Genomic DNA, 18,429 nt, shown 5'->3' on the forward strand with positions numbered 1-18,429 from the left:
GGTGAACCGGGCCCCACCGCCTACACCGTGTCCACGTGCGCCACGCCCGCCGAGCGGTAGCCCGCCACCCGCGACGACACCTGCGCCGGGCTCAGCACCTGGTCCTTGGCGAAGTACACCCAGTCCACGTGCTGCTGGTAGGCCCGGTCACCGGGCGCGCCCACCAGCCCGCCGGAGATGAACCACAGGTTGAAGTTGATCGACATCGGCGTCTCCGGGTAGTACTTGTCGCCGTGGTCGGCGACCTGCGCACCGTCCACGAAGTACTTCACCCGGCCGCCCGACACCTGGATCACCAGGTCGTGCCAGCCCGCATAACTGCGCCGCTGCTCGTCGTGCACGTTGTCGGCCAGCCACGGCTCGTTGCGGTAGGTCTCCCAGGTCGTCTCGTACAGGATGTTCGCCGGCTCGCCCCACCCGCCGTTGGGCAGGTACTCGAAGTCCATCTCGCCGTAGTTCGGGTCGAGGTCGGACTGGAGCGGGGTGATGGTGAAGAACGTCTGCACCACGTGGTCGCCGTCGGGCCCGTAGACCGGCGCGTCGGAGAACTTCACCCGTGCAGCGTAGGTGCCCTCGAAGAACTTGCGCTGGTGGTACAGCTCGGTCTGCCGCGCCGCCGACCCGTTGTTGGACGACTCCAGCCGCAGGGACTGCTGCCCGTCCACGGTCGGGAACGTCACCAGCGCCGGGTCCCACACCGCGCCCGGCACGCCCGGACCGCCGCCGCCGGAGCGGACCGTCCAGCCGCGCTGCGCGATGCGGGGGTCGCCGGAACCGGTGTAGGAGAAGTCGTCGAACAGCGCCGGGCCGTTGGGGTTGGGCGGGGTCGAGGTGGTGGTGGTCGTGGTGGTGGTCGACGAGCCGCCGGGCGGCGTGCCGAACAGCAGGGTGCCGCCCCGGTGCACGGTCACCCGCGACCACGCCGAGTAGGTGCTCGACGCCAGGAACGAGTAGTCGTCGGCCTGGTTGATCGCGCCCCAGTTGGACCGGTAGAAGCGCAGCTGGAGGTCGCCGGTGTCGGCGCCGGGCGCGAGCGAGCCCGCACCGGCGGTGAAGCCCACCTCCAGGTACCGGTCGGCCGACCCGCCGGTGAGCGTGCCGAAGGCGCCGGTGACGTTGCCGCAGCCGCGCACCGCCCACGAGCAGGCGAAGCGGTAGCCGACGTCGGGGGTCTCGGACTTGAAGTAGTAGCGGATGCGCAACTCGCTCAGCGGCACCGTCGTGGTGCCCGAGTTGACCAGCTTGAACCACGGCTCGACCTGGTCGGTCGTGGCGCCGGCGGCGCTGGTGCGGTACTGGGCGGTGACCGCGTCGGCGGCCAGCGCGGTGGGTGCGGTCACCAGTCCGGCGACCGCCACCGCGGCCGCGCCGAACGCGGCGAAGGTGCGTTTGGACAAGGTCTTCCTCCTCGTGTCAGCAGGGTGGGACAGGGGAGTGGCGGTCAGCGCGGCGGCACGGGCGAGCGGTGGTCCTCCTTCCCGACGGCCCCGACGCCCCCGACGGCCAGGGGTGCGTGGGGCACCGACAGCGCGGTCAGCCGGCTCGCGTGGCCGCGCATCCGGTCGGTGAAGCCGGTCCAGTCGGGCCGCCGCGCCCACAGCGCGTCGGCCAGCGCCGCGAGCCGCGGGAACGCCAGCCGCTCCAGGTGCTCGGCGGTGGGCACGTACTCGGTCCACAGCGCGCACTGGGCGCCGAGCACCCCGGCGGGCAGCGGCACGTGGTAGACGTCGTGCGCGGTGACCACCAGGCCGGGCTGCCCGGCGGGCTCGTCCGGGCCGGTCGACTGCGGGTAGTCCAGGTAGGTCCAGCGGTGGGGCGACATCACCACGTCGTGGCCGCGGTCCAGCGCCGGTGCCGCGTCCGCCGCGTCCCGCCACGGCATGACCACCACCCGCGGGTCCCCGACCGGCTCCCACGACACCGGCACCCGGCCGCGCGCGACCAGGTGGTCGGTGATCCGCCGCAGGAACCAGCCGTGCAGCTCGTGCGGCCCGGCCAGGCCCTCGCGGGCCACCCGCGCCAGCGCGGCGGGGCTGGTCGCCCACTCGGTGGTCGGGCACTCGTCGCCGCCCACGTGCACGTGCGGGTCGGGGAAGACCTCCAGCACCTCGTCGAGCACGTCCCGGCAGAACCCCAGCACCGCGTCGTGCACGCCGAACACCGCCTCGCTCACGCCCCACCGCGTCCACACCGGCAGCGGCCGGTCGGGGGAGTTGCCCAGGTGCGGGTAGGCGGCCAGGGCCGCGCGGGCGTGGCCGGGCATCTCCACCTCGGGCACGACCCGCACCCCGCGCTCGGCCGCGTACCCGACGAGCCCGGCCAGCTCCGCGCGGGTGTACCAGCCGCCGTGCGGCACGCCGTCGCCCGCGGTCTCCGCGCGCCAGGCGCCGACCTCGGTCAGCCGCGGCCACCCCGGCACCGGCAGCCGCCAGCCCTGGTCGTCGGTCAGGTGCAGGTGCAGCACGTTGAGCTTGTGCAGGGCCATCAGGTCGACGAACCGCCGCACCACGCCGATCGGCTGGAAGTGGCGGGCCACGTCCAGCAGCACCCCGCGCCACGGCAGCCGCGGCGCGTCCCGGATGTCCACGCCCGGCAGCGCCCAGACCGCGTCGGGCACCGGCCGCGACCCCAGCGCCTCCGGCGGCAGCAGCTGCCGGATGGTCTGCACGCCGTGCGCCAGCCCCTGCCGGGTGGCCGCGCGCAGCACCACGGCGTGCTCGTTGACGCTCAGCGCGTAGCCCTCCGCGCCCAGCCCGACCAGCCGCTCGTCGAGCGCGAAGACCACGCGCCCGTCCTCGTGCAGCGGCAGCGGCAGCCCGGTGGCCGGGCGCAGGCAGGCGCGCAGCAGCCGGGCCGCGCCCTCGGCGCCGGGCGTGACCCGGATGGCGGTGTCGGGGGAGAGGGTGAACCGACCGTGTCGGCGGACCAGCCTCGTCGGACTCGGCACGAGCACGCGGCACCACTCAACCCTTCACCGCGCCACCGACGATGCCGGTGGTCACGCGGCCCTGGAGGACGAGGAAGACGAGCAGCACCGGCAGCATGAACAGCGTGGAGGCGGCCATGGTGGCGCCCCAGTCGGTGCCGAAGGTGTTGCTGAACGAGGACAGCCAGACCGGCAGCGTGCGGTCGTCCTGGTCCTTGATGATCAGCACGTTGGCGAAGGCGAACTCGTTCCAGGCGGTGATGAACCCGAACAGCGAGGTCGCCAGCAGGCCCGGCGCGAGCAGCGGCAGCACCACCCGCCGGAACGCCTGGGCGCGCGAGCAGCCGTCCACCAGCGCCGCCTCCTCCAGGTCCGCCGGGATGGCGTCGAGGAAGCCGCGCAGCGTCACGATCGTGAACGGCAGCGTGATCATGAAGTAGACGAGCGTGAGCATCCACAGCGTGTCGAGCGTCCCGGTGTCGCGGGCGATGACGTAGACCGGGATGAGCAGCGCCTCCCACGGCGTCATCTGCGCGGTGAACACCATCAGCACGAAGGCGCGCCGCCCCGGCCACCGCAGCCGCGCCACCGCGAACGCGGCCAGCAGCGCGACCACCAGCGCCAGCAGCACCGCGCCGCCGGCGACCAGGGCGCTGTTGCGCCAGAACGACCAGAACCCGCGCGCGGACACCGCCGTGCCGAAGTGCTCGAACGTCACCGACAGCGGCAGCAGCACCGGGGTGGCGGCCTGGATGTCGCGGGTCGGCTTGAACGCGGTCAGCACCATCCAGTAGACCGGGAACACCGACACGGCGAACACCACCAGCGCGGCCACCCCGCGCAGCACCCGGCCGGTCACGGCTCCAGCTCCCGCCGGTAGAGCTGCCGCAGGTGGGCCAGCAGCGCCAGCACCAGCAGCACCACCATGAGCATCGACACGGCCGCGCCCAGGTCGTAGCGCTGCAACGACTGCGCGACCTGGAAGGCGTAGACCGGCAGGGTGGTGGTGGCCTGCCCGGGACCGCCCTGGCTGATGACCCAGATCTGCACGAACGCCTTGGCCACCCAGATCACCTCCAGGGAGGTGATCAGCCCGAACATGGGGCGCAGCACCGGGAAGGTGATGGTGGTGAACGCCCGCCACGCGCCCGCGCCGTCGATCCGCGCCGACTCGTACAGCTCGGTCGGGACGGTCACCATCGCCGCGTAGAGCGTCAGGGCGCCGAACGGCACCGACTGCCACACGACCAGCGCGACCAGGATGGTGAACGTGGCGGGCCCGTCGGCGAACCAGGTGTAGTCGCGGAAGCCCTCGAAGCCCAGCCGCACCAGCGCCCAGTTCACCACGCCCAGCCGGGACTGGAACAGCCACTGGAACACCGTGGTCGCCGCGATCACCGGGGTCGCCCACACCAGCACCAGGCCCGCCATCACCAGCAGTCGCGGCCACCGGCCCAACCGCACCAGCAGCAGGGCGACCAGCGTGGACAGCAGCATGATCAGCACCACGTTGACCGCGGTGAACAGCAGCGTCCGCCGCACCACGGCCCAGAACTGCGGGTCGGCCAGCACGCGGGCGTAGTTGGCCGCGCCGACGAAGCGGGCGTCGCCGCGCACGAGCTGCGGCAGGCCGAACTCCTGCACGGACATGACCACGTTGCGGGCCAGCGGGTACAGCAGCAGGTAGCCGGTGGCCAGCAGGGTCGGCGAGATCAGCAGGTAGGGCCACAGGGGCCGGCGCCGCCGGGGCGCGCGCGGGGCGGGGCGCGGGCGGTGCGCCACCGGCCGCGCCAGGGTGGTGGCCACCTACGCGCCCGAGTTGAGGGCCTGGGTGATCACCCGGTCCGCCTCGGCCGCGGCCCCCGCCGGGTCGGCGCCGGTCAGCACCGCGGTCAGGAACTCCTTGACCGGGTTGCGCGCCTCCACCGCCGCCCAGTTCGGCGAGTTCGGGGTGGCGTGCCCGTTGACCGCGCCCGCCGCCATGGCCGCCGCGCCGGGGTCGTCGCCGACCGCGTCGGCCAGGCCCCTGCGGTTGGGCACGTAGTTCATCGCCTTGGCCAGCTCGACCTGCCACTTGTCCCCGGCCAGCGCCTTGACCACCTGGTAGGCGCCCTCCTGGCGCGGCGAGGCGAGCGGGATGATCAGGTCGGACCCGCCGGTGAACACCGCGCCGGGCCGGTCGGCGGTCTTGCCGGGCACCGGGAAGAAGCCGAGCTTGCCGACCAGCTCCGGGTTGGCCCGCTCGACCAGCTTCGCCGCGCCGGGCACGGCGATGAACTGCGCGACCCGGCCGGCGGCCACCACGTCGGTCTGCTGCGGCCTGGCCTCGTCGGAGTCCCTGGGGCCGTCGCCCAGCGCCTGGAGCCGCCGGTAGAAGTCGGCGGCGGCCAGCGCCTCGGGCGTGTTCAGCGAACCGGACCACTGGTCACCCGACCGCTTCGCCAGGTCGCCGCCCTCGTCCCAGATGAAGCCGGACAGCACGTACCAGTTCTGGCCGGGCAGGTAGATGCCCTGCACGTCGCCCTGGTCGAGCTTCGCCGTGGCGGCCAGCCACTCGTCGCGGGTCCTGGGCGGCGTGACGCCGGCGGCCTGGAACAGGTCGGTGCGGTAGACGACCACGCGGTTGGCCGCGTAGAACGGGATGCCGTACTGCCGTCCGTCGACCGCGCCGGGGTCGGCCAGGCCGGGGATCCAGTCGTCGCCGCCCAGCTCGGCCCTGCGGTCGGTCAGGTCGGTCACGCCCCGGCTGGCCGCGTACTGGGCGACCTGGGTGTTGCCGACCTCGATGACGTCCGGCGGGTCGGTGGAGGCCAGCGCGCCGGTGACCTTCTGGGTGATGCCGTTCCACTCCTGGACCTGGACGTCGAGGTCCAGGTCGGGGTGGTCGCGCTCGAACTCGGCCTCGAAGCGGGCGGTGAAGTCGTCGGTGGCCGAGTCCTTCATCAGCCAGACCGTGATCTGCTGCCTGCCGCCGGCGTCGCCGGGGTCGTTGCCGCAGGCGGTCAGGGCGAGTCCCAGCGCGAGGACGAGGGCTGCGGAGCGGTGCGGCACGTCTCACCTCTCAAGTTGACCAATTGGTAAACCCGGGCGGAGCGTGTTGAAGATGGCATAGACCAATGTGACAGTCAACACCCAGCTCAAAGACCGTGAGAGCGCTCTCGAACTTGACGGCGTGGTTGCTGACCAGTGGTCTGACATACTGGTGGTGCGACGAGGTTCAGACGAAGCGAGGCGGCATGGCCGAACCGATCCTCAAGCGCGAACGGGTGCGCGACTACCTGCTGGAGCTGATCGAGACGCACCCGCCGGGCGCCCCGATCCCGGCCGAACGGGCCCTGTGCCAACAGCTGTCGGTGTCCCGCCCCACGCTCCGGTCGGCGGTCGACGAGCTGGTCAACACCGGCCTGCTGGTCCGCCAGCACGGCCGCGGCACCTTCGTCGCCCCGGCCAAGATCACCCAGGAGCTGGTGTCGCAGGACCGGGCCATGACCCTGCCACAGGCGGGCGGCGCGTGGACCAGCCGGGTCCTGGAGCACGCCCGCGTCCCGGCCGGCGCGCGCGTCGGCCGCAAGCTGCGCGTCTCCCCGGCCGCCGAGATCACCTACACCGCGCGCCTGCGCCTGGTCGACGGCCAGCCGATGGCGATCGAGTACCTGCACGTCCCGGTGGCCGTCGCGCCCGGCCTGACCCGGGAGGACATGGAGTCGGGCAACTTCTACGACCGCCTGGCCGAGCACGGCGTGCACGTCAGCGACGCGGTGCAGTCCATCGAGCCCACCGTCACCAACGACGCCGAGTCCGGGCTGCTGGGCGTGCCGGTCTTCGCGCCCGCGCTGCTGTTCGAGCGCCTGACCAACGACACCACCGGCCGCCCGGTGGAGTACGTCCACTCCCTGTACCGGGGCGACCGCTACCGCATCGTCTCGCGGCTGTCGCTGGCGCCGACCGCGCCGGGGCCCGGCGGTCGACCGGGGCACTACCCGGGCATCCCGCCGGGCTCGGTGACCGCGGTCCGCTCCGCCACGACGGGGGACGTGCAGGCGGAGTGAGGCCCGCGCGGAACCCGGTTCGGACACCCGGTTGCAACACCACCCCCGCTGCCGGCACCTGACCGACGTGAGGACCGGAGGGCGGGGATCGGTGGACGCGGCGATCGCGGGCGAGCACGACCCGCCGGGTGACGCCGAGCTGTGGCGGCGCGGCGACCGGGACTCGTTCGGGGTGCTGTTCGAGCGGCACGTCGAGGCGGTGTGGAACTACTCCTACCGCCTGACCGGCTCGTGGGAGCAGGCCCAGGACATCACCTCGGCGACCTTCCTCACCGCCTGGCGCACCCGCGCCGACGCGCCACTGGTCCGCGACAGCGCGCTGCCCATCCTCTACGGCATCGCGGGCAACCTCGTGCGCACCGCACACCGGGGCCGGGCCCGGCGCACCCGACTCCGGCTGCGCCTCGCCGGACCCGGTGACACCGCCGTCCCCGACCACGCCGACGCGGTCGCGCACCGGGTGGACGAGCGGGAGCGGCTGCGGCGGGTCGTCGCCGAGATCGGGCGCCTGCCCAGGGCCCAGCGGGCGGTCGCCGAGCTGTGCCTGCTGGGCGAGCTGCCCGTCGCGGACGCGGCCCGGCACCTGGGCGTGTCCGAGGTGACCGTGCGCGCCAACCTGTCACGTGCCCGCGCCCGGCTGCGCGGCTCAGCGGAGGACACCCGGTGAACGACGACATCCCCGACCTGCCGCCGTGGCGCGCGATCCCGTCGCCCGTGCGGGCCCAGTTGCGCGCCGAGTTCGACCTGGGCCTCGACGACCCGCGCCCGCCCCGGGTCAGGCCGTCGTCGTCGGTGGTGGCGGCCGCCGCGGTGGTGGTGCTCCTCGTGGGCGCGGTGATCGTGCTGCGCGACAGCGCCGGCACCACCGAGCCCGCGCAGCGGACCACGACCGCCGCCCCGGCGCCGGGCGACGAACTCGTCTCCGCGGCCCTGGACCGCTGCGCGCGCCGGGCCGCGCGGGTCGGCGGCTACCCGGACCGGTCGCGCTGGACGCCCTCGTTCGGCGTGGGCGGCGACGCGCTGGTCGTGGTCGCCGCGCGGGCCGCCGGGCAGCCGGTGTTCTGCCAGGTCACGCCCACCACCGTCACGGTTTCCGCCCCGGCCGCCGGTGCGCTGGTCAGCCGCGAGGGCGTGGTGGCCGGGACGGTGGACGCCCCGAGCGGCGAGGTGCGGGTTCGGGGCACGGGACCGCACGGCGACTTCGGGTTCACCCCCTCGGTCATCGACCACATGTACGTCGCGATGACCTCCACCAACCCGACCGGCACGCGGATCACCGCCGACGACGTGCCGGTGTCCGCGCCGGACGCGCTGACCGCGCGCGACCGCCCCGACGGCCCCGAGCCCGACCGGGCCTCCGAGGGCGGGCGCCTGCTGGGGGAGTGCCTGCGCGACGCCTCGCGGCCGCTGGTCGACCCCGACTCGTACCAGCCGGGCGCGCACGCGGGCGGGATCGTGCTGGGGCGCAGCGCCACCACGCTGGTGGTGTGCCGCCAGGAGGCGGAGGCCGGTGCGGCCCGGGTGCTCCAGACCCGCCGGCTGGTCGAGGGGGTACCGGTGGACGTCGTGTTCGCCGAGGCCGGGCCCGGCGGCGGCCTGGTCGTCGGTGGTCGGGCACCCGCGGCGGCGGTCCGGGTGGCGATCTCGGTCGACCGCGGCACCCCGTTCGAGGGCGCCGCCGCCAACAGCACCTACGCCGTCTCGATGCCGTTCGAGACCCGGCTGGTGCACCTCCGGACGCTGGTGCGGCTGACCGCCTACGATGCCGCCGGCACCGTCCTGTACGACGAGGAGATGCCCTACGCACTGGCGTAGTCGAAGCGGATCAGCGCCCGGCGCGGCACCGGCACCGGGCCGCGCACGGTGGTCCGGAGATCGGCCTCGGGCGCGAGCGACAGCCGCCAGCGCCGCGTGATCGCCGCCAACGTCAGCACGGCCTCCGTGGTGGCGTAGGCGTCACCGATGCACTGGCGCGCGCCGGCGCCGAACGGCACGAACGACTCGCGCGGCGGCAGGGGGCCCAGCGCCGGGTCCCAGCGGTCGGGGTCGAACAGCCGCGGCCGGGGGTGGTCGGCCGCGTTCAGGTGGACCACGGCGGGTGAGGTCAGCACCGTGGCGCCACGCGGCAGGGTGGTCCCGGCCAGCTCGACCGGTTCGGTGACCGTCCGGGTGAGCAGCAGGGTGGGGTGGTGCAGCCGCAGCGCCTCGTTCAGCACGCGCCGCGCGTAGGGCAGCTCGTCCGGTTCGGACGCCCGGTTCGCCTCGGCGCGCACCCGGTCCTGGACCTCGGGGTGGCGGGCCAGGCGGGTCAGGCACCAGGTCATGGTGGCCGCGGTGGTCTCCACGGCCGCCACGAGCATGGTCAGGACCTGGCTGTGCACCTGGTCGGGCGGCAGCGGTGCCAGCACGTCCACCAGCCCGCCCGGCCGCCGCGCCGCCACCAGGACGTCCACCGCGTGCCGCAGCGAGCGGGAGGCCCGCCGGTGCGGGTGGTGGACCGCGGCCAGCAGCCGGCGCAGCGGAGGCGGGAGGAGCATCAGCGGCAGGAAGCCCCGCAGGACCGCCTCGACGCTGTGCTGGACGGTGTGCACGGTCGCGGGCGCGTCCTCGGCGAACAGGGTCCGCACCACGACCCGCCGGGACAGCGCCTGGAGCGCGGGGTGCACGTCGACCACCTGGCCGGGGCGCCAGGCTCCGACCACCCCGGCGACCTCCTCGGCCATGACCCGCGCGTACCACCGCATCCGGTCGGCGCGGAACGCGGGCTGGACCAGGCGGCGCTGCGCGCGGTGCTGGTCGTGGCGGCAGGTGGCCAGGCCGTCGCCGATGACGTCGCGGATGCGCTCGACCGCGGGACCGCCGCGGTCGAACACGCGGTCGTGCACCAGGACGTGGCGCAGCAGTTCGGGGTGGCAGCACACGTGGGCGGGGCGCGGGCCCAGCCGGATCTCGACCAGGTCGCCGAGGCGGGGCAGCGCGCGGAGGAAGTCGACGGGGCGGGTGGCCAGGTGCCAGGCGTGGCCGAGGACGGGCAGCGCGCCGGGGGCGGTGGCGGAGCGGTAGGTGCCTCGCAAGTGAGCACTCCTCGGTCATCGGTCGTCGTCGGAGTGCACCCCGGATCGGCGGGCCCGGCGCGCCGGCCAATCCCAATGGGGCGTGTGCACCCCCCGTCGGGGGACCGGGTGCGGCGGGCCCCGGGGAACGGGCGGAGGATCGCGTGGTTGTGGCCCAGGCGGTGCGAGGGCGACCGCGCCGGCGGGCCCGCGACGAGGGGCGCCCGACCGAGACCGCCGCACGTGACCCGCCCGGCGCATTTACCGCCCACACGGGCGGTGTCACGGTGGGCCCATGACCTCCGAACCCCACGTGCTCGACCTGACCGGCCGCGACATCCAAGCGGAGGCGGCGCGGCTGCGCGAGGCGGGGCCGGTCGTGCCGGTCGTGCTGCCGGGCGGGATCCGGGCCTGGTCGGTCGGCCGCGCCGACCTCCTGCGGCAGCTGCTGGCCGACCCCCGCGTCTCCAAGGACGCGCGCCGCCACTGGCGCGCCTACCGCGACGGCGAGGTGCCCGAGGACTGGCCGCTGCACCTGTGGGTGTCGGTGCGCAACATGTTCACCGCCCACGGCGCCGAGCACCGCCGCCTGCGCGCCCTGCTGATCAGGGCGTTCACCGCGCGGCGGGTCGAGGCGCTGCGCGCGGACGTCGAGCGGATCACCGCCGCGCTGCTCGACGCCCTGGAGGCCGGCCCGGACGTGGCCGACCTGCGCGCCGGGTACGCCTACCCGCTGCCGATCGAGGTGATCTGCCTGCTGATCGGCATCCCCGACGACGCGCGGCCGGTGCTGCGCCGGATCGTGGACTCCCTGTTCGACACGACCACGACGCCGGAGCAGGCGGTGGCGAACCAGGCCGAGCTGTACCGGGTGCTGGACGGGATGGTCGCGGGCAAGCGGCGGGCCCCCGGCGACGACCTGACCAGCGCCCTGATCGCGGTCCGCGACGACGACGGCGAGCGGCTGACCGAGACCGAGCTGCTGGACACCCTGCTCCTGCTCATCGCCGCCGGCCACGAGACCACGGTCAACCTGCTCGACCAGGTCGTCGTCGCGCTGCTCACCCACCCCGACCAGCTGGACCTGGTCCGGTCCGGGGCGCGGAGCTGGGCGGACGCGGTCGAGGAGGCGTTGCGGTGGCAGGCGCCGGTGGCCAACCTGCCGCTGCGCTACGCGGTCGAGGACGTCGAGGTGGCCGGGGTGACCATCCGCGCGGGCGAGGCATTCCTGGCCGGCTACGCGGCGGCGGGCCGCGACCCGGACGTGCACGGCGCGACCGCCGACCGGTTCGACGTGACCCGCGAGGACAAGGCGCACCTGTCGTTCGGGTACGGCGTCCACTACTGCCTGGGCGCGCCGCTGGCCCGGCTGGAGGCCGAGGTGGCGTTGCCCGCGCTGTTCGCGCGGTTCCCCGACCTGGCCCTGGCGGTGCCCGTCGACGAGCTGAGGCCCGTGCCCTCGTTCATCTCCAACGGCCACCAGGCCCTGCCGGTCAGGCTGCGCTGAACCTCGGGGGTCGGTCGTCGAGGCGCACGAGGACCTCAAGCCGGGCGGGGTCATCCTCGGCCGGGGCACGCCGGCCAACGCCGGCGCCAACCGCTCCCGCACCGCCTTCGAGCACAACCCGGCCGCCGACAAGGCGCGCTTCCCCGGCGCCGTCGACCCGGCCGTGACCGTGCTGCGCTGCCGCCGGGGCACCGCCCGGACCCGGAGCCGCCGGGCCCGGGAGGTGTTCGCGGGCCCGCAGGCGGCCGTGGCCGGCGGCGTCGACCACCGGATGCGGTCCGTGGACGTGGGCCCGGCGCCGCCCGGCTTCACCGAGGGCGTGCGGAGCCCGTGGAAGGCGCTGTTCGAGCCGTTGGACGTCGAGGTGCCGCGGTCGCCGACCCGCGTCCGTGGACCGGCGTGACAGGTGCCACACCCCCTTGTCATCGCGGGGCGGGTGGAAGAGGCTGGTCCCAACAGGTAGACAAACTAGTACGTCTACCTAGTGCGAGCGCCGCACACCAGCCGAAGGGACCACCATGACCACCGCAACCGCCTCGACCGGCATCGCCGCGACTCTCCGCCGGCTCTACTTCGTGCGTTTCGCGTTCGCCCTCGTCTGGGCCGCATCGCTGTTCGCGACCGCGTCCGCCATCGGACCGGTGAGCGCGGCCCTGCTCGTGCTGTACCCGCTGTTCGACGTGGCCGCCGCGGTCGTCGACGCGCGCTCGGCCCGGGCGAGCGGCCTCTACGTCAACATCGTGATCAGCTCGCTCGCCGCCGTCGGCCTGGCCCTCGCCGTCACGTCCGGAATCCCGGCGGTCCTGCGCGTGTGGGGTGCCTGGGCGGTCGTGTCGGGGCTCGTCCAGCTCGCCGTGGGCGTCGGTCGGCGCGGGCTCGGCGGTCAGTGGGCGATGATCGCCAGCGGCGGTCTCTCCGCGCTGGCCGGCACGACGTTCTACCTGCAGGCTTCCGGTGCGGAGGCGTCACTGACCGGCTTGGCGGGGTACGCCCTGGTCGGCGGGATCTTCTTCCTCGTCTCGGCGCTGCGCCTCGGGCGTGCGGGCGCCTGACCGCCGTCGGTGCGCGGGGCCGGGAGGACTAATCTCTGGGACGGGACCGGAGCGGACGGGGCTGGAGCGGTGATGGCACGGACAGCGAGCGCGCGAGCCGACGCCGCGCAGCGGCCCTCACCGGTCCGGGAACGCATCCTGGCGGCGGCCGACGAGCACTTCTACGCCGAGGGGATCCGCACGGTCAGCGCGGACCGGCTGATCGCCGAGGCGGGCGTCAGCAAGGTGACCTTCTACCGGCACTTCCCGTCCAAGGACGACCTGGTCCTGGCTTACCTGGCGGGTCGTTCAGCGCTCGAACGCCACGCGCTGGAGCAGTTGCGCGCCCGGGCGGGCGACGCCTGCGAGACGCTCGTCGCCATCGCGCGGGCGGTCGCCGACATGAGCTGCGCGCCGGGGTTCCGCGGCTGCCCGTTCCTCAACGCCGTCGCCGAGTACGCCGACCCGACCCACCCCGTGCGGCAGGCCGTCGCGGCCCACCGGGACTGGTTCGCGGCGTTCCTCGGGGAGCTGCTCGGGGAACTGGGGATCGACGACCGCACCAGGGTGGCCGACCAACTGGTCATCCTGCGCGACGGTGCGATGGTCGGCAGCTACCTCAGCGTCGACCCGGAGTCCCGCTTCGACACGATCGTGGGCATCGGTCGCGCGGTGATCGACACCGCCCGCGGGTCGCGTTGACGGTGTAGCGCCACCGTCCACAGTGGATACGACGGTCGGGTCGGGCCCCGTTCGCCACGACCGCGCGTTCCTCGACCGCCCGGTCGGGATTTCCCGTACGGCAACCACCACCCCGCTCGGTCGGCGACAATGGCCGGGGGAGAGGGGGAGCCGTGCGATTACCCGACGGGTTCGAGGAGTTCGCGGCGGATGCTTCACCGCGGTTGTCGGACACCGCGCGCCTGCTGACGCGTGACGCCGGACAGGCCGAGGACCTGCTCAGGACCGCGCTGGCGCAGGTCTGCCGGGCGTGGCCGCGCGTCCGGCACGCGCCGGAACAACACGCGCACCGGGTCCTGGTCAGGGCCTACGCCGCCCGGTGGCGGAGGTGGCGCTCCGAGCCACCGGCGGAAGTGCCTTCCGAACGCGCCGACGCGCACGGCGCGCGGATGGCGGTGGTCCGGGCGAAGGTGTGGACGGCCCGCCGGCGCCGGGTGGCGGCCGTGGTGGTGTGCCTGCTGCTGGTGGGTGCGACCGCGGCCGCGGTGACGTGGCGCCAAGCGGGCGAACCGGCCGTCGCGTCCTTCATGATCCCCGAGGTGCAGGACGCGGATGAGTACTTCGGCGGCAACCGGGTCGTGGCGGAGGGCTCCGCCGAGGCGCCCGAACCGGTGGTCGTCCGCTACCTGCCCCGCTTCTCGCCACCGGCGTTGCTCACCGAGTGCCTGGTCGACGGGGACCGGCGAACCGACTTCCGGGTCGCCGTCGCGATCAACGGCGTTCCTTCGTTCGAGGGGCTGTGCGGCGGCCTGCCCGGGGCGGGCGAGGACTGGCGCGGCCTGGTCGTCGGCCGGGAGGCCGAGGTCGCCGTGACCGCGCTCCCCGGGGCGCCGGCCGGGGGTGGCGAGCCCCGGCCGGTGCCGGCGGGCACGGAGGTCCGGGTCCGGTTGGGTGAGCCGGTGCCGGTCGACGAGTACCCGCTGCCACCGCGCCCGGAGCGGCTCTCGCCGGTCCGGGAACAGGTGGAGCGGCAGGGTGGTCGCGTCCTGCTGTGGTCGGACCCGGCGGACCCCGACCGCGTGCAGCAGGTGACCGCGGTGCTGCCCGAGGACGGGGTCTACGGGTACTTCACCAACGCGCCGGGGCGGGTGCTGGTGGACTTCGGCGGCGTGACCCGCGTCTCCGGCTCGTGGGACTACGCCAACCTCGTGTCGGCCGGCGACCTGCCCGTGGCCGGCGAGGTCACGATCACCGCGCGACCGGAAGGCCACCGCGGCGACTGGGCGCTGGTGCTGATGACGACGTGACCGCCGCTCAGTCGAGCACCAGCTCCGGCCGGTAGAGGTCGATCCAGTGGTAGAGGTCCAGGAACCGGTCCAGCCCCGCCCGCTCCCCGCCCCCCATGGCCGTCGGGTCCACTTCGGACGCCCGGTGCACCCACCCGCGGTCGATGAGGTCGAACACGCGGTGGTCCCGTTCGGTCAGCACCTCCTTGGCCTGCTGCTGCAACGCGGCCCCATACCCCGGGTCCTGGGTGGACGGGTAGGGGCTCTTGACCCGGTCGCGCACCGACGCGGGCAGGACGTGCGCGGTGGCGTGGCGCAGCAGGCTCTTCTCGCGACCGTCGAAGGTCTTGAGCGACCACGGCGTGTTGTAGACGTACTCGACGAGCCGGTGGTCGCAGAACGGCACGCGCACCTCCAGCCCCACCGCCATGGACGCGCGGTCCTTGCGGTCGAGCAGCATCCGCACGAACCGCGTCAGGTGCAGGTGGCACACCGTGCGCATGCGGGCCTCGTGCGGGTCCTCGCCGTCGAGGTGGTCGACCTCCGCCACGGCCGCGCGGTACTGGTCGGCGACGTACTCCCGCAGGCCCAGCCGGGCGAGCAGGCCGGGTTCGAAGGGCGAGGTGCGGGGGACCGAGCTGAGGAAGGCGATCCAGGGGAACGTGTCGGCCTGGGCGGACCCGTCGTGGAACCAGCGGTAGCCGCCGAACACCTCGTCGGCCGACTCGCCGGACAGGGCCACGGTCGACTCGGCGCGGATCGCCTTGAACAGCAGGTACAGGGACGTGTCCATGTCGCCGAGGCCGGCCGGGATGTCGCGGGCCCGCAGCACGGCGCGCCGCACCTCGGGGTCGGTCAGCGCGGCCGGGTCGAGCACCACGTCGTGGTGGTCGGAGCCGACCAGCGCGGCCACGTCGCGGATGTAGGGCGCGTCGGGGGTGTCGCGCATCTCGTCGGGCTGGAAGTTCTCCTCCTGGCCGACGAAGTCCACCGCGAACGTGCGCAGCCCCGAGCCCAGCTCCGCGGCCGCGAGGCCGGTGACGGCGCTGGAGTCCAGCCCGCCGGAGAGCAGCACGCAGCGCGGCACGTCGGCGACGAGCTGGCGGCGCACGATGTCGGTCATCAGCTCGCGGACGCGGGCGACGGTGGTCTCCCTGTCGTCGGTGTGCGGCGTCGCGTCCAGCCGCCAGTAGGTGCGGGCGCGCAGGCCGTCCCGGGTGACCGTGACGACCGTGCCCGGCTCCACCTCCCGCATCCCGCGCCACAGCGCCCAGCCGGGGCTCTTGGTGAACGACAGCAGCTCGCGCAGCCCGTCGGTGTCGACCACGCGCGGCGCGAGCGGGTTGGCCAGGATCGCCTTGGGCTCGGAGCCGAACAGCACGCCGTCCGCGGTGGGCAGGTAGTAGAACGGCTTGACGCCCATGCGGTCGCGGACCATGACCAGCTTGCGCTCGCGCTCGTCCCAGACCGCGAACGCGTACATGCCGTTGAGGCGTTCCGCGACGCCCTCGCCCCACTCCAGGTAGCCGCGCAGGACGACCTCGGTGTCGCTGTCGGTGCGCCAGGCGTGGCCCAGGGCGGTCAGCTCCGCGCGCAGCTCGGTGAAGTTGTAGGTCTCGCCGCTGTAGACGAGCGTGACGTCGCCGCGCGGGGTGCCCGCGGTCATCGGCTGGCGTCCGCCGGGCAGGTCGATGATGGCCAGGCGCCGGTGGCCGAGGGCGACGTCCGGACGGACCCACGTGCCCGAGTCGTCGGGGCCGCGGCAGGCCATCGTCGCGGTCATGGCGTCGATGACGGCCCGCTTCGAGGTGAGGTCGGAGTCGTAGGCGACCCAACCGGTGATACCGCACATGCCGAACTCCCGCTTGGTTAGCTTCAGCAACTATCGGTAACTTTGATGAAACACCCGTTGGCCGCCGATGTCTGCCCGATTTGCACGCTCCGCCCCTGTGACGTGACGCACCGTCGCTGAATAGGGTGAACGGGTGCCCTTCGCCACGACCCCGGACGGCGTGTCCCTGCACTACGAGACCGGCGGTCGCGGTGCCCCGCTGCTGCTCCTCGCCGGCCAGGCCAACAACCACCACTGGTGGGACCCCGTGCGGGCGGACTTCGAGGACGCCTTCACCGTGGTCGTGCTGGACTGGCGGGGCACCGGCGCGAGCGACCGCCCGGACACCGACACCTACAGCACGCGGGGCTTCGCCGCCGACGCGCGGTGCGTGCTCGACGCCCTCGGCGTCGACCGGGCCCACGTCTACGGCACCTCGATGGGCGGTCGCGCGGCCCAGTGGCTGGCCATCGACCACCCCGACCGCGTCGACCGCCTCGTCCTGGGCTGCACCACCCCCGGCGGGCGGCACGGCGTGGAGCGCGGCCCCGAGGTCAGGCGCTCGCTCGCCCGGCGCGACCCCGAGGCCGCCCGCCGGGCGCTGCTGGAGCTGATGTACACCCCGGAGTGGCTGCGCGGGAACCCCGGCCCGTTCACCACGCTCGGCGACGACACCATGCCGCCGCACGCCCGCCGCCGCCACCTGATCGCCAGCGGCGAGCACGACGCGTGGGACGCGCTGCCGTCCATCACCGCGCCCACCCTCGTCGTGCACGGCGCGGACGACCTGTTCAACCCGGCCGCCAACGCCCCGCTGCTGGCCGGGCGCATCCCGGGTGCCCGCCTGCACCTGCTCCCCGGCGCCCGGCACGCCTACTTCGACGAGTTCCGCGCCACCGCGAGCCCGCTGGTGCTGGACTTCCTCTCCGATTCCACCTCGCGCGGACCGGTGGGGACCTAACATCCGCGCGTGAACATCTCCCTCTCGGTCTCCTACAACGAGCAGCGCCTGAGACGCGTGATCAAGTTCCTGGTCCGCCGGCAGTTCAAGTGGATCCGCATCATCGGCCTGCTGGCGCTGGTCGGCGGTGTGGCCGGGCTGGTCACGGGCTACTTCTCGTCCGCGACGGCGACCGCGCTCCTCTTCCTGGGAGTCGTCCTCGGCCTGGTCATGGAGCCGTACTCGGTCGCGCAGTCCATGCGCATGCAGGCCAGGGTCGCGCAGGAGGGGTACGTGCTGACCCTCGACGACACCGACTTCGCCGTGAACGCCCACTCGTACAGCTGGCGGTACTCGTGGTCGATGCTCGACCGCGTCGTGGACACCCCGGGCGCGTGGTACCTGATGTTCAACAAGATCCAGGCGCAGGCGGTGTTCAAGGACCTGATGGGCGAGGAGGAGCGGGCGGAGTTCGCCGACTTCCTCGCGCGTCGGGAATCCGCGCGACCGGCCTGATCCGGGGCGCGGAAAACCGCTCGGCCGCCGCGCTGCCCGGTCGAGCGGTGGCTCCGGTCCCCGGTCGAGCGGCGACCCCCGCCCGCCGGTCGGCCGGGCAGCGACCCCGCTCGCGTCACCCCTCCCGGTCGAGCGACCCCCAGGGCGAGGCCGCGTGCGACACCACCAGGTCCTCGCACTCGACCAGCACCTCGTCCGAAATCCACCCGATCGGGGAGTGGCACCGCACCAGGGGCTCGTTGTCCGGCCCCCGCCCGACCTCCTCGCCCTCCAGCACCCACGGCCGGGTGCCGGGCCCGCGCCGCTCGCGCAGGTGCCGGTAGTCGTACAGGCGGCGGGCCACCCACAGCCGCAGCGGGCGGTCGTCCCACCACGGCTCCACGGCCAGCGAGTTCGCCGACAGCCCGGGCAGCGCGCCGCCGGTCAGGCCGTCGCGGCTGCACCGGCCGCCGTCGGCGTCCGGGCCCCTCGACCACCGCACGAACAGCTCCGTCGCGGGCAGCCGTGCCTCCACCAGGGCGGTCAGGTCGTTCAGGTCGGTGAAGGTGCGCATGGGCCTGGATTACCCCGGAGTACAGGTTCGAACATCCGAGTCGCGGGTATGGGCAG

The 18,429-nt window shown here is 74.1% G+C and carries 17 protein-coding genes and 1 pseudogene; 10 read left to right on the forward strand and 8 right to left on the reverse strand.

Annotated features, from left to right (window positions below):
- Positions 1-20 precede the first annotated feature (20 nt).
- The 5 genes from EKG83_RS22975 to EKG83_RS22995 are packed head-to-tail and all read right to left on the reverse strand — an operon-like array spanning position 21 to position 5,977.
- Positions 21-1,397: a cellulose binding domain-containing protein gene (locus tag EKG83_RS22975; protein ID WP_153278312.1), complete on the reverse strand. Its 1,377-nt coding sequence runs from the start codon at positions 1,395-1,397 to the stop codon at positions 21-23.
- A 44-nt stretch (positions 1,398-1,441) separates the two neighbouring features.
- On the reverse strand, positions 1,442-2,947 hold the full coding sequence (locus EKG83_RS22980) for a beta-N-acetylhexosaminidase (protein WP_211269032.1): 1,506 nt from the start codon (positions 2,945-2,947) through the stop codon (positions 1,442-1,444).
- A 16-nt stretch (positions 2,948-2,963) separates the two neighbouring features.
- Positions 2,964-3,785, reverse strand: coding sequence for a carbohydrate ABC transporter permease (locus tag EKG83_RS22985; protein ID WP_033429452.1), 822 nt, complete (start codon positions 3,783-3,785; stop codon positions 2,964-2,966).
- Positions 3,782-4,732, reverse strand: coding sequence for a carbohydrate ABC transporter permease (locus tag EKG83_RS22990; RefSeq protein WP_211269031.1), 951 nt, complete (start codon positions 4,730-4,732; stop codon positions 3,782-3,784). The genes EKG83_RS22985 and EKG83_RS22990 overlap by 4 nt, the downstream gene beginning before the upstream one ends.
- Positions 4,733-5,977, reverse strand: coding sequence for an extracellular solute-binding protein (locus EKG83_RS22995; RefSeq protein WP_033429451.1), 1,245 nt, complete (start codon positions 5,975-5,977; stop codon positions 4,733-4,735).
- Positions 5,978-6,162: 185 nt separating this feature from the next.
- Here EKG83_RS22995 and EKG83_RS23000 point away from each other — a divergent pair, with 185 nt between their 5' ends.
- The 3 genes from EKG83_RS23000 to EKG83_RS23010 all read left to right on the forward strand — a co-directional run bounded on the left by EKG83_RS23000 (position 6,163) and on the right by EKG83_RS23010 (position 8,790).
- Positions 6,163-6,975 carry a GntR family transcriptional regulator gene (locus EKG83_RS23000; RefSeq protein ID WP_033429450.1) on the forward strand — a complete coding sequence of 271 codons (813 nt, stop codon included), beginning with the start codon at positions 6,163-6,165 and terminating at the stop codon, positions 6,973-6,975.
- A 91-nt stretch (positions 6,976-7,066) separates the two neighbouring features.
- A complete protein-coding gene (locus EKG83_RS23005) occupies positions 7,067-7,642 on the forward strand; it encodes an RNA polymerase sigma factor (protein WP_051765075.1) in 576 nt (191 codons plus the stop codon).
- Positions 7,639-8,790 (forward strand): hypothetical protein, encoded by a 1,152-nt coding sequence (locus EKG83_RS23010; RefSeq protein ID WP_033429449.1) that lies wholly within the window; start codon positions 7,639-7,641, stop codon positions 8,788-8,790. The genes EKG83_RS23005 and EKG83_RS23010 overlap by 4 nt, the downstream gene beginning before the upstream one ends.
- Here EKG83_RS23010 and EKG83_RS23015 read toward each other — a convergent pair.
- On the reverse strand, positions 8,775-10,049 hold the full coding sequence (locus EKG83_RS23015; protein ID WP_051765073.1) for a cytochrome P450: 1,275 nt from the start codon (positions 10,047-10,049) through the stop codon (positions 8,775-8,777). The two genes, EKG83_RS23010 and EKG83_RS23015, sit on opposite strands and share 16 nt — an antisense overlap.
- Before the next feature lie 274 nt (positions 10,050-10,323).
- Between EKG83_RS23015 and EKG83_RS23020 the strand changes: the two genes are divergently transcribed.
- The 5 genes and pseudogenes from EKG83_RS23020 to EKG83_RS23040 all read left to right on the forward strand — a co-directional run bounded on the left by EKG83_RS23020 (position 10,324) and on the right by EKG83_RS23040 (position 14,554).
- The gene (locus tag EKG83_RS23020; RefSeq protein WP_194283051.1) at positions 10,324-11,535 is read left to right on the forward strand and encodes a cytochrome P450 family protein; all 1,212 of its coding nucleotides are present in this window, start codon (positions 10,324-10,326) and stop codon (positions 11,533-11,535) included.
- 22 nt (positions 11,536-11,557) lie between these two features.
- Positions 11,558-11,938: pseudogene (locus EKG83_RS23025) on the forward strand (neutral/alkaline non-lysosomal ceramidase N-terminal domain-containing protein); the annotation flags it as partial.
- A 115-nt stretch (positions 11,939-12,053) separates the two neighbouring features.
- Positions 12,054-12,587, forward strand: coding sequence for a hypothetical protein (locus tag EKG83_RS23030; protein ID WP_033429447.1), 534 nt, complete (start codon positions 12,054-12,056; stop codon positions 12,585-12,587).
- A gap of 72 nt (positions 12,588-12,659) precedes the next feature.
- Positions 12,660-13,268, forward strand: coding sequence for a TetR/AcrR family transcriptional regulator (locus EKG83_RS23035; protein ID WP_033429446.1), 609 nt, complete (start codon positions 12,660-12,662; stop codon positions 13,266-13,268).
- A gap of 152 nt (positions 13,269-13,420) precedes the next feature.
- Positions 13,421-14,554, forward strand: a complete 1,134-nt coding sequence (locus EKG83_RS23040; RefSeq protein WP_153278313.1) for a SigE family RNA polymerase sigma factor — start codon at positions 13,421-13,423, stop codon at positions 14,552-14,554.
- A gap of 7 nt (positions 14,555-14,561) precedes the next feature.
- On the opposite strand, the gene asnB is transcribed toward EKG83_RS23040, so the two are convergent.
- Positions 14,562-16,385, reverse strand: coding sequence for an asparagine synthase (glutamine-hydrolyzing) (asnB, locus tag EKG83_RS23045; protein ID WP_033429445.1), 1,824 nt, complete (start codon positions 16,383-16,385; stop codon positions 14,562-14,564).
- Positions 16,386-16,518: 133 nt separating this feature from the next.
- On the opposite strand from asnB, the gene EKG83_RS23050 reads away from it, so the two are divergent.
- Entirely contained in the window at positions 16,519-17,325 is an 807-nt protein-coding gene (locus EKG83_RS23050) for an alpha/beta fold hydrolase (RefSeq protein ID WP_033429444.1), read from the forward strand.
- A gap of 9 nt (positions 17,326-17,334) precedes the next feature.
- Entirely contained in the window at positions 17,335-17,820 is a 486-nt protein-coding gene (locus tag EKG83_RS23055; protein WP_033429443.1) for a YcxB family protein, read from the forward strand.
- Positions 17,821-17,935: 115 nt separating this feature from the next.
- Here the strand turns inward: EKG83_RS23055 and EKG83_RS23060 are convergent, their stop codons facing one another.
- Positions 17,936-18,373: a DUF6098 family protein gene (locus EKG83_RS23060; protein ID WP_033429442.1), complete on the reverse strand. Its 438-nt coding sequence runs from the start codon at positions 18,371-18,373 to the stop codon at positions 17,936-17,938.
- Between the last annotated feature and the right edge of the window lie 56 nt (positions 18,374-18,429).

The organism is Saccharothrix syringae (genome assembly GCF_009498035.1).
Classification (GTDB): domain Bacteria; phylum Actinomycetota; class Actinomycetes; order Mycobacteriales; family Pseudonocardiaceae; genus Actinosynnema; species Actinosynnema syringae.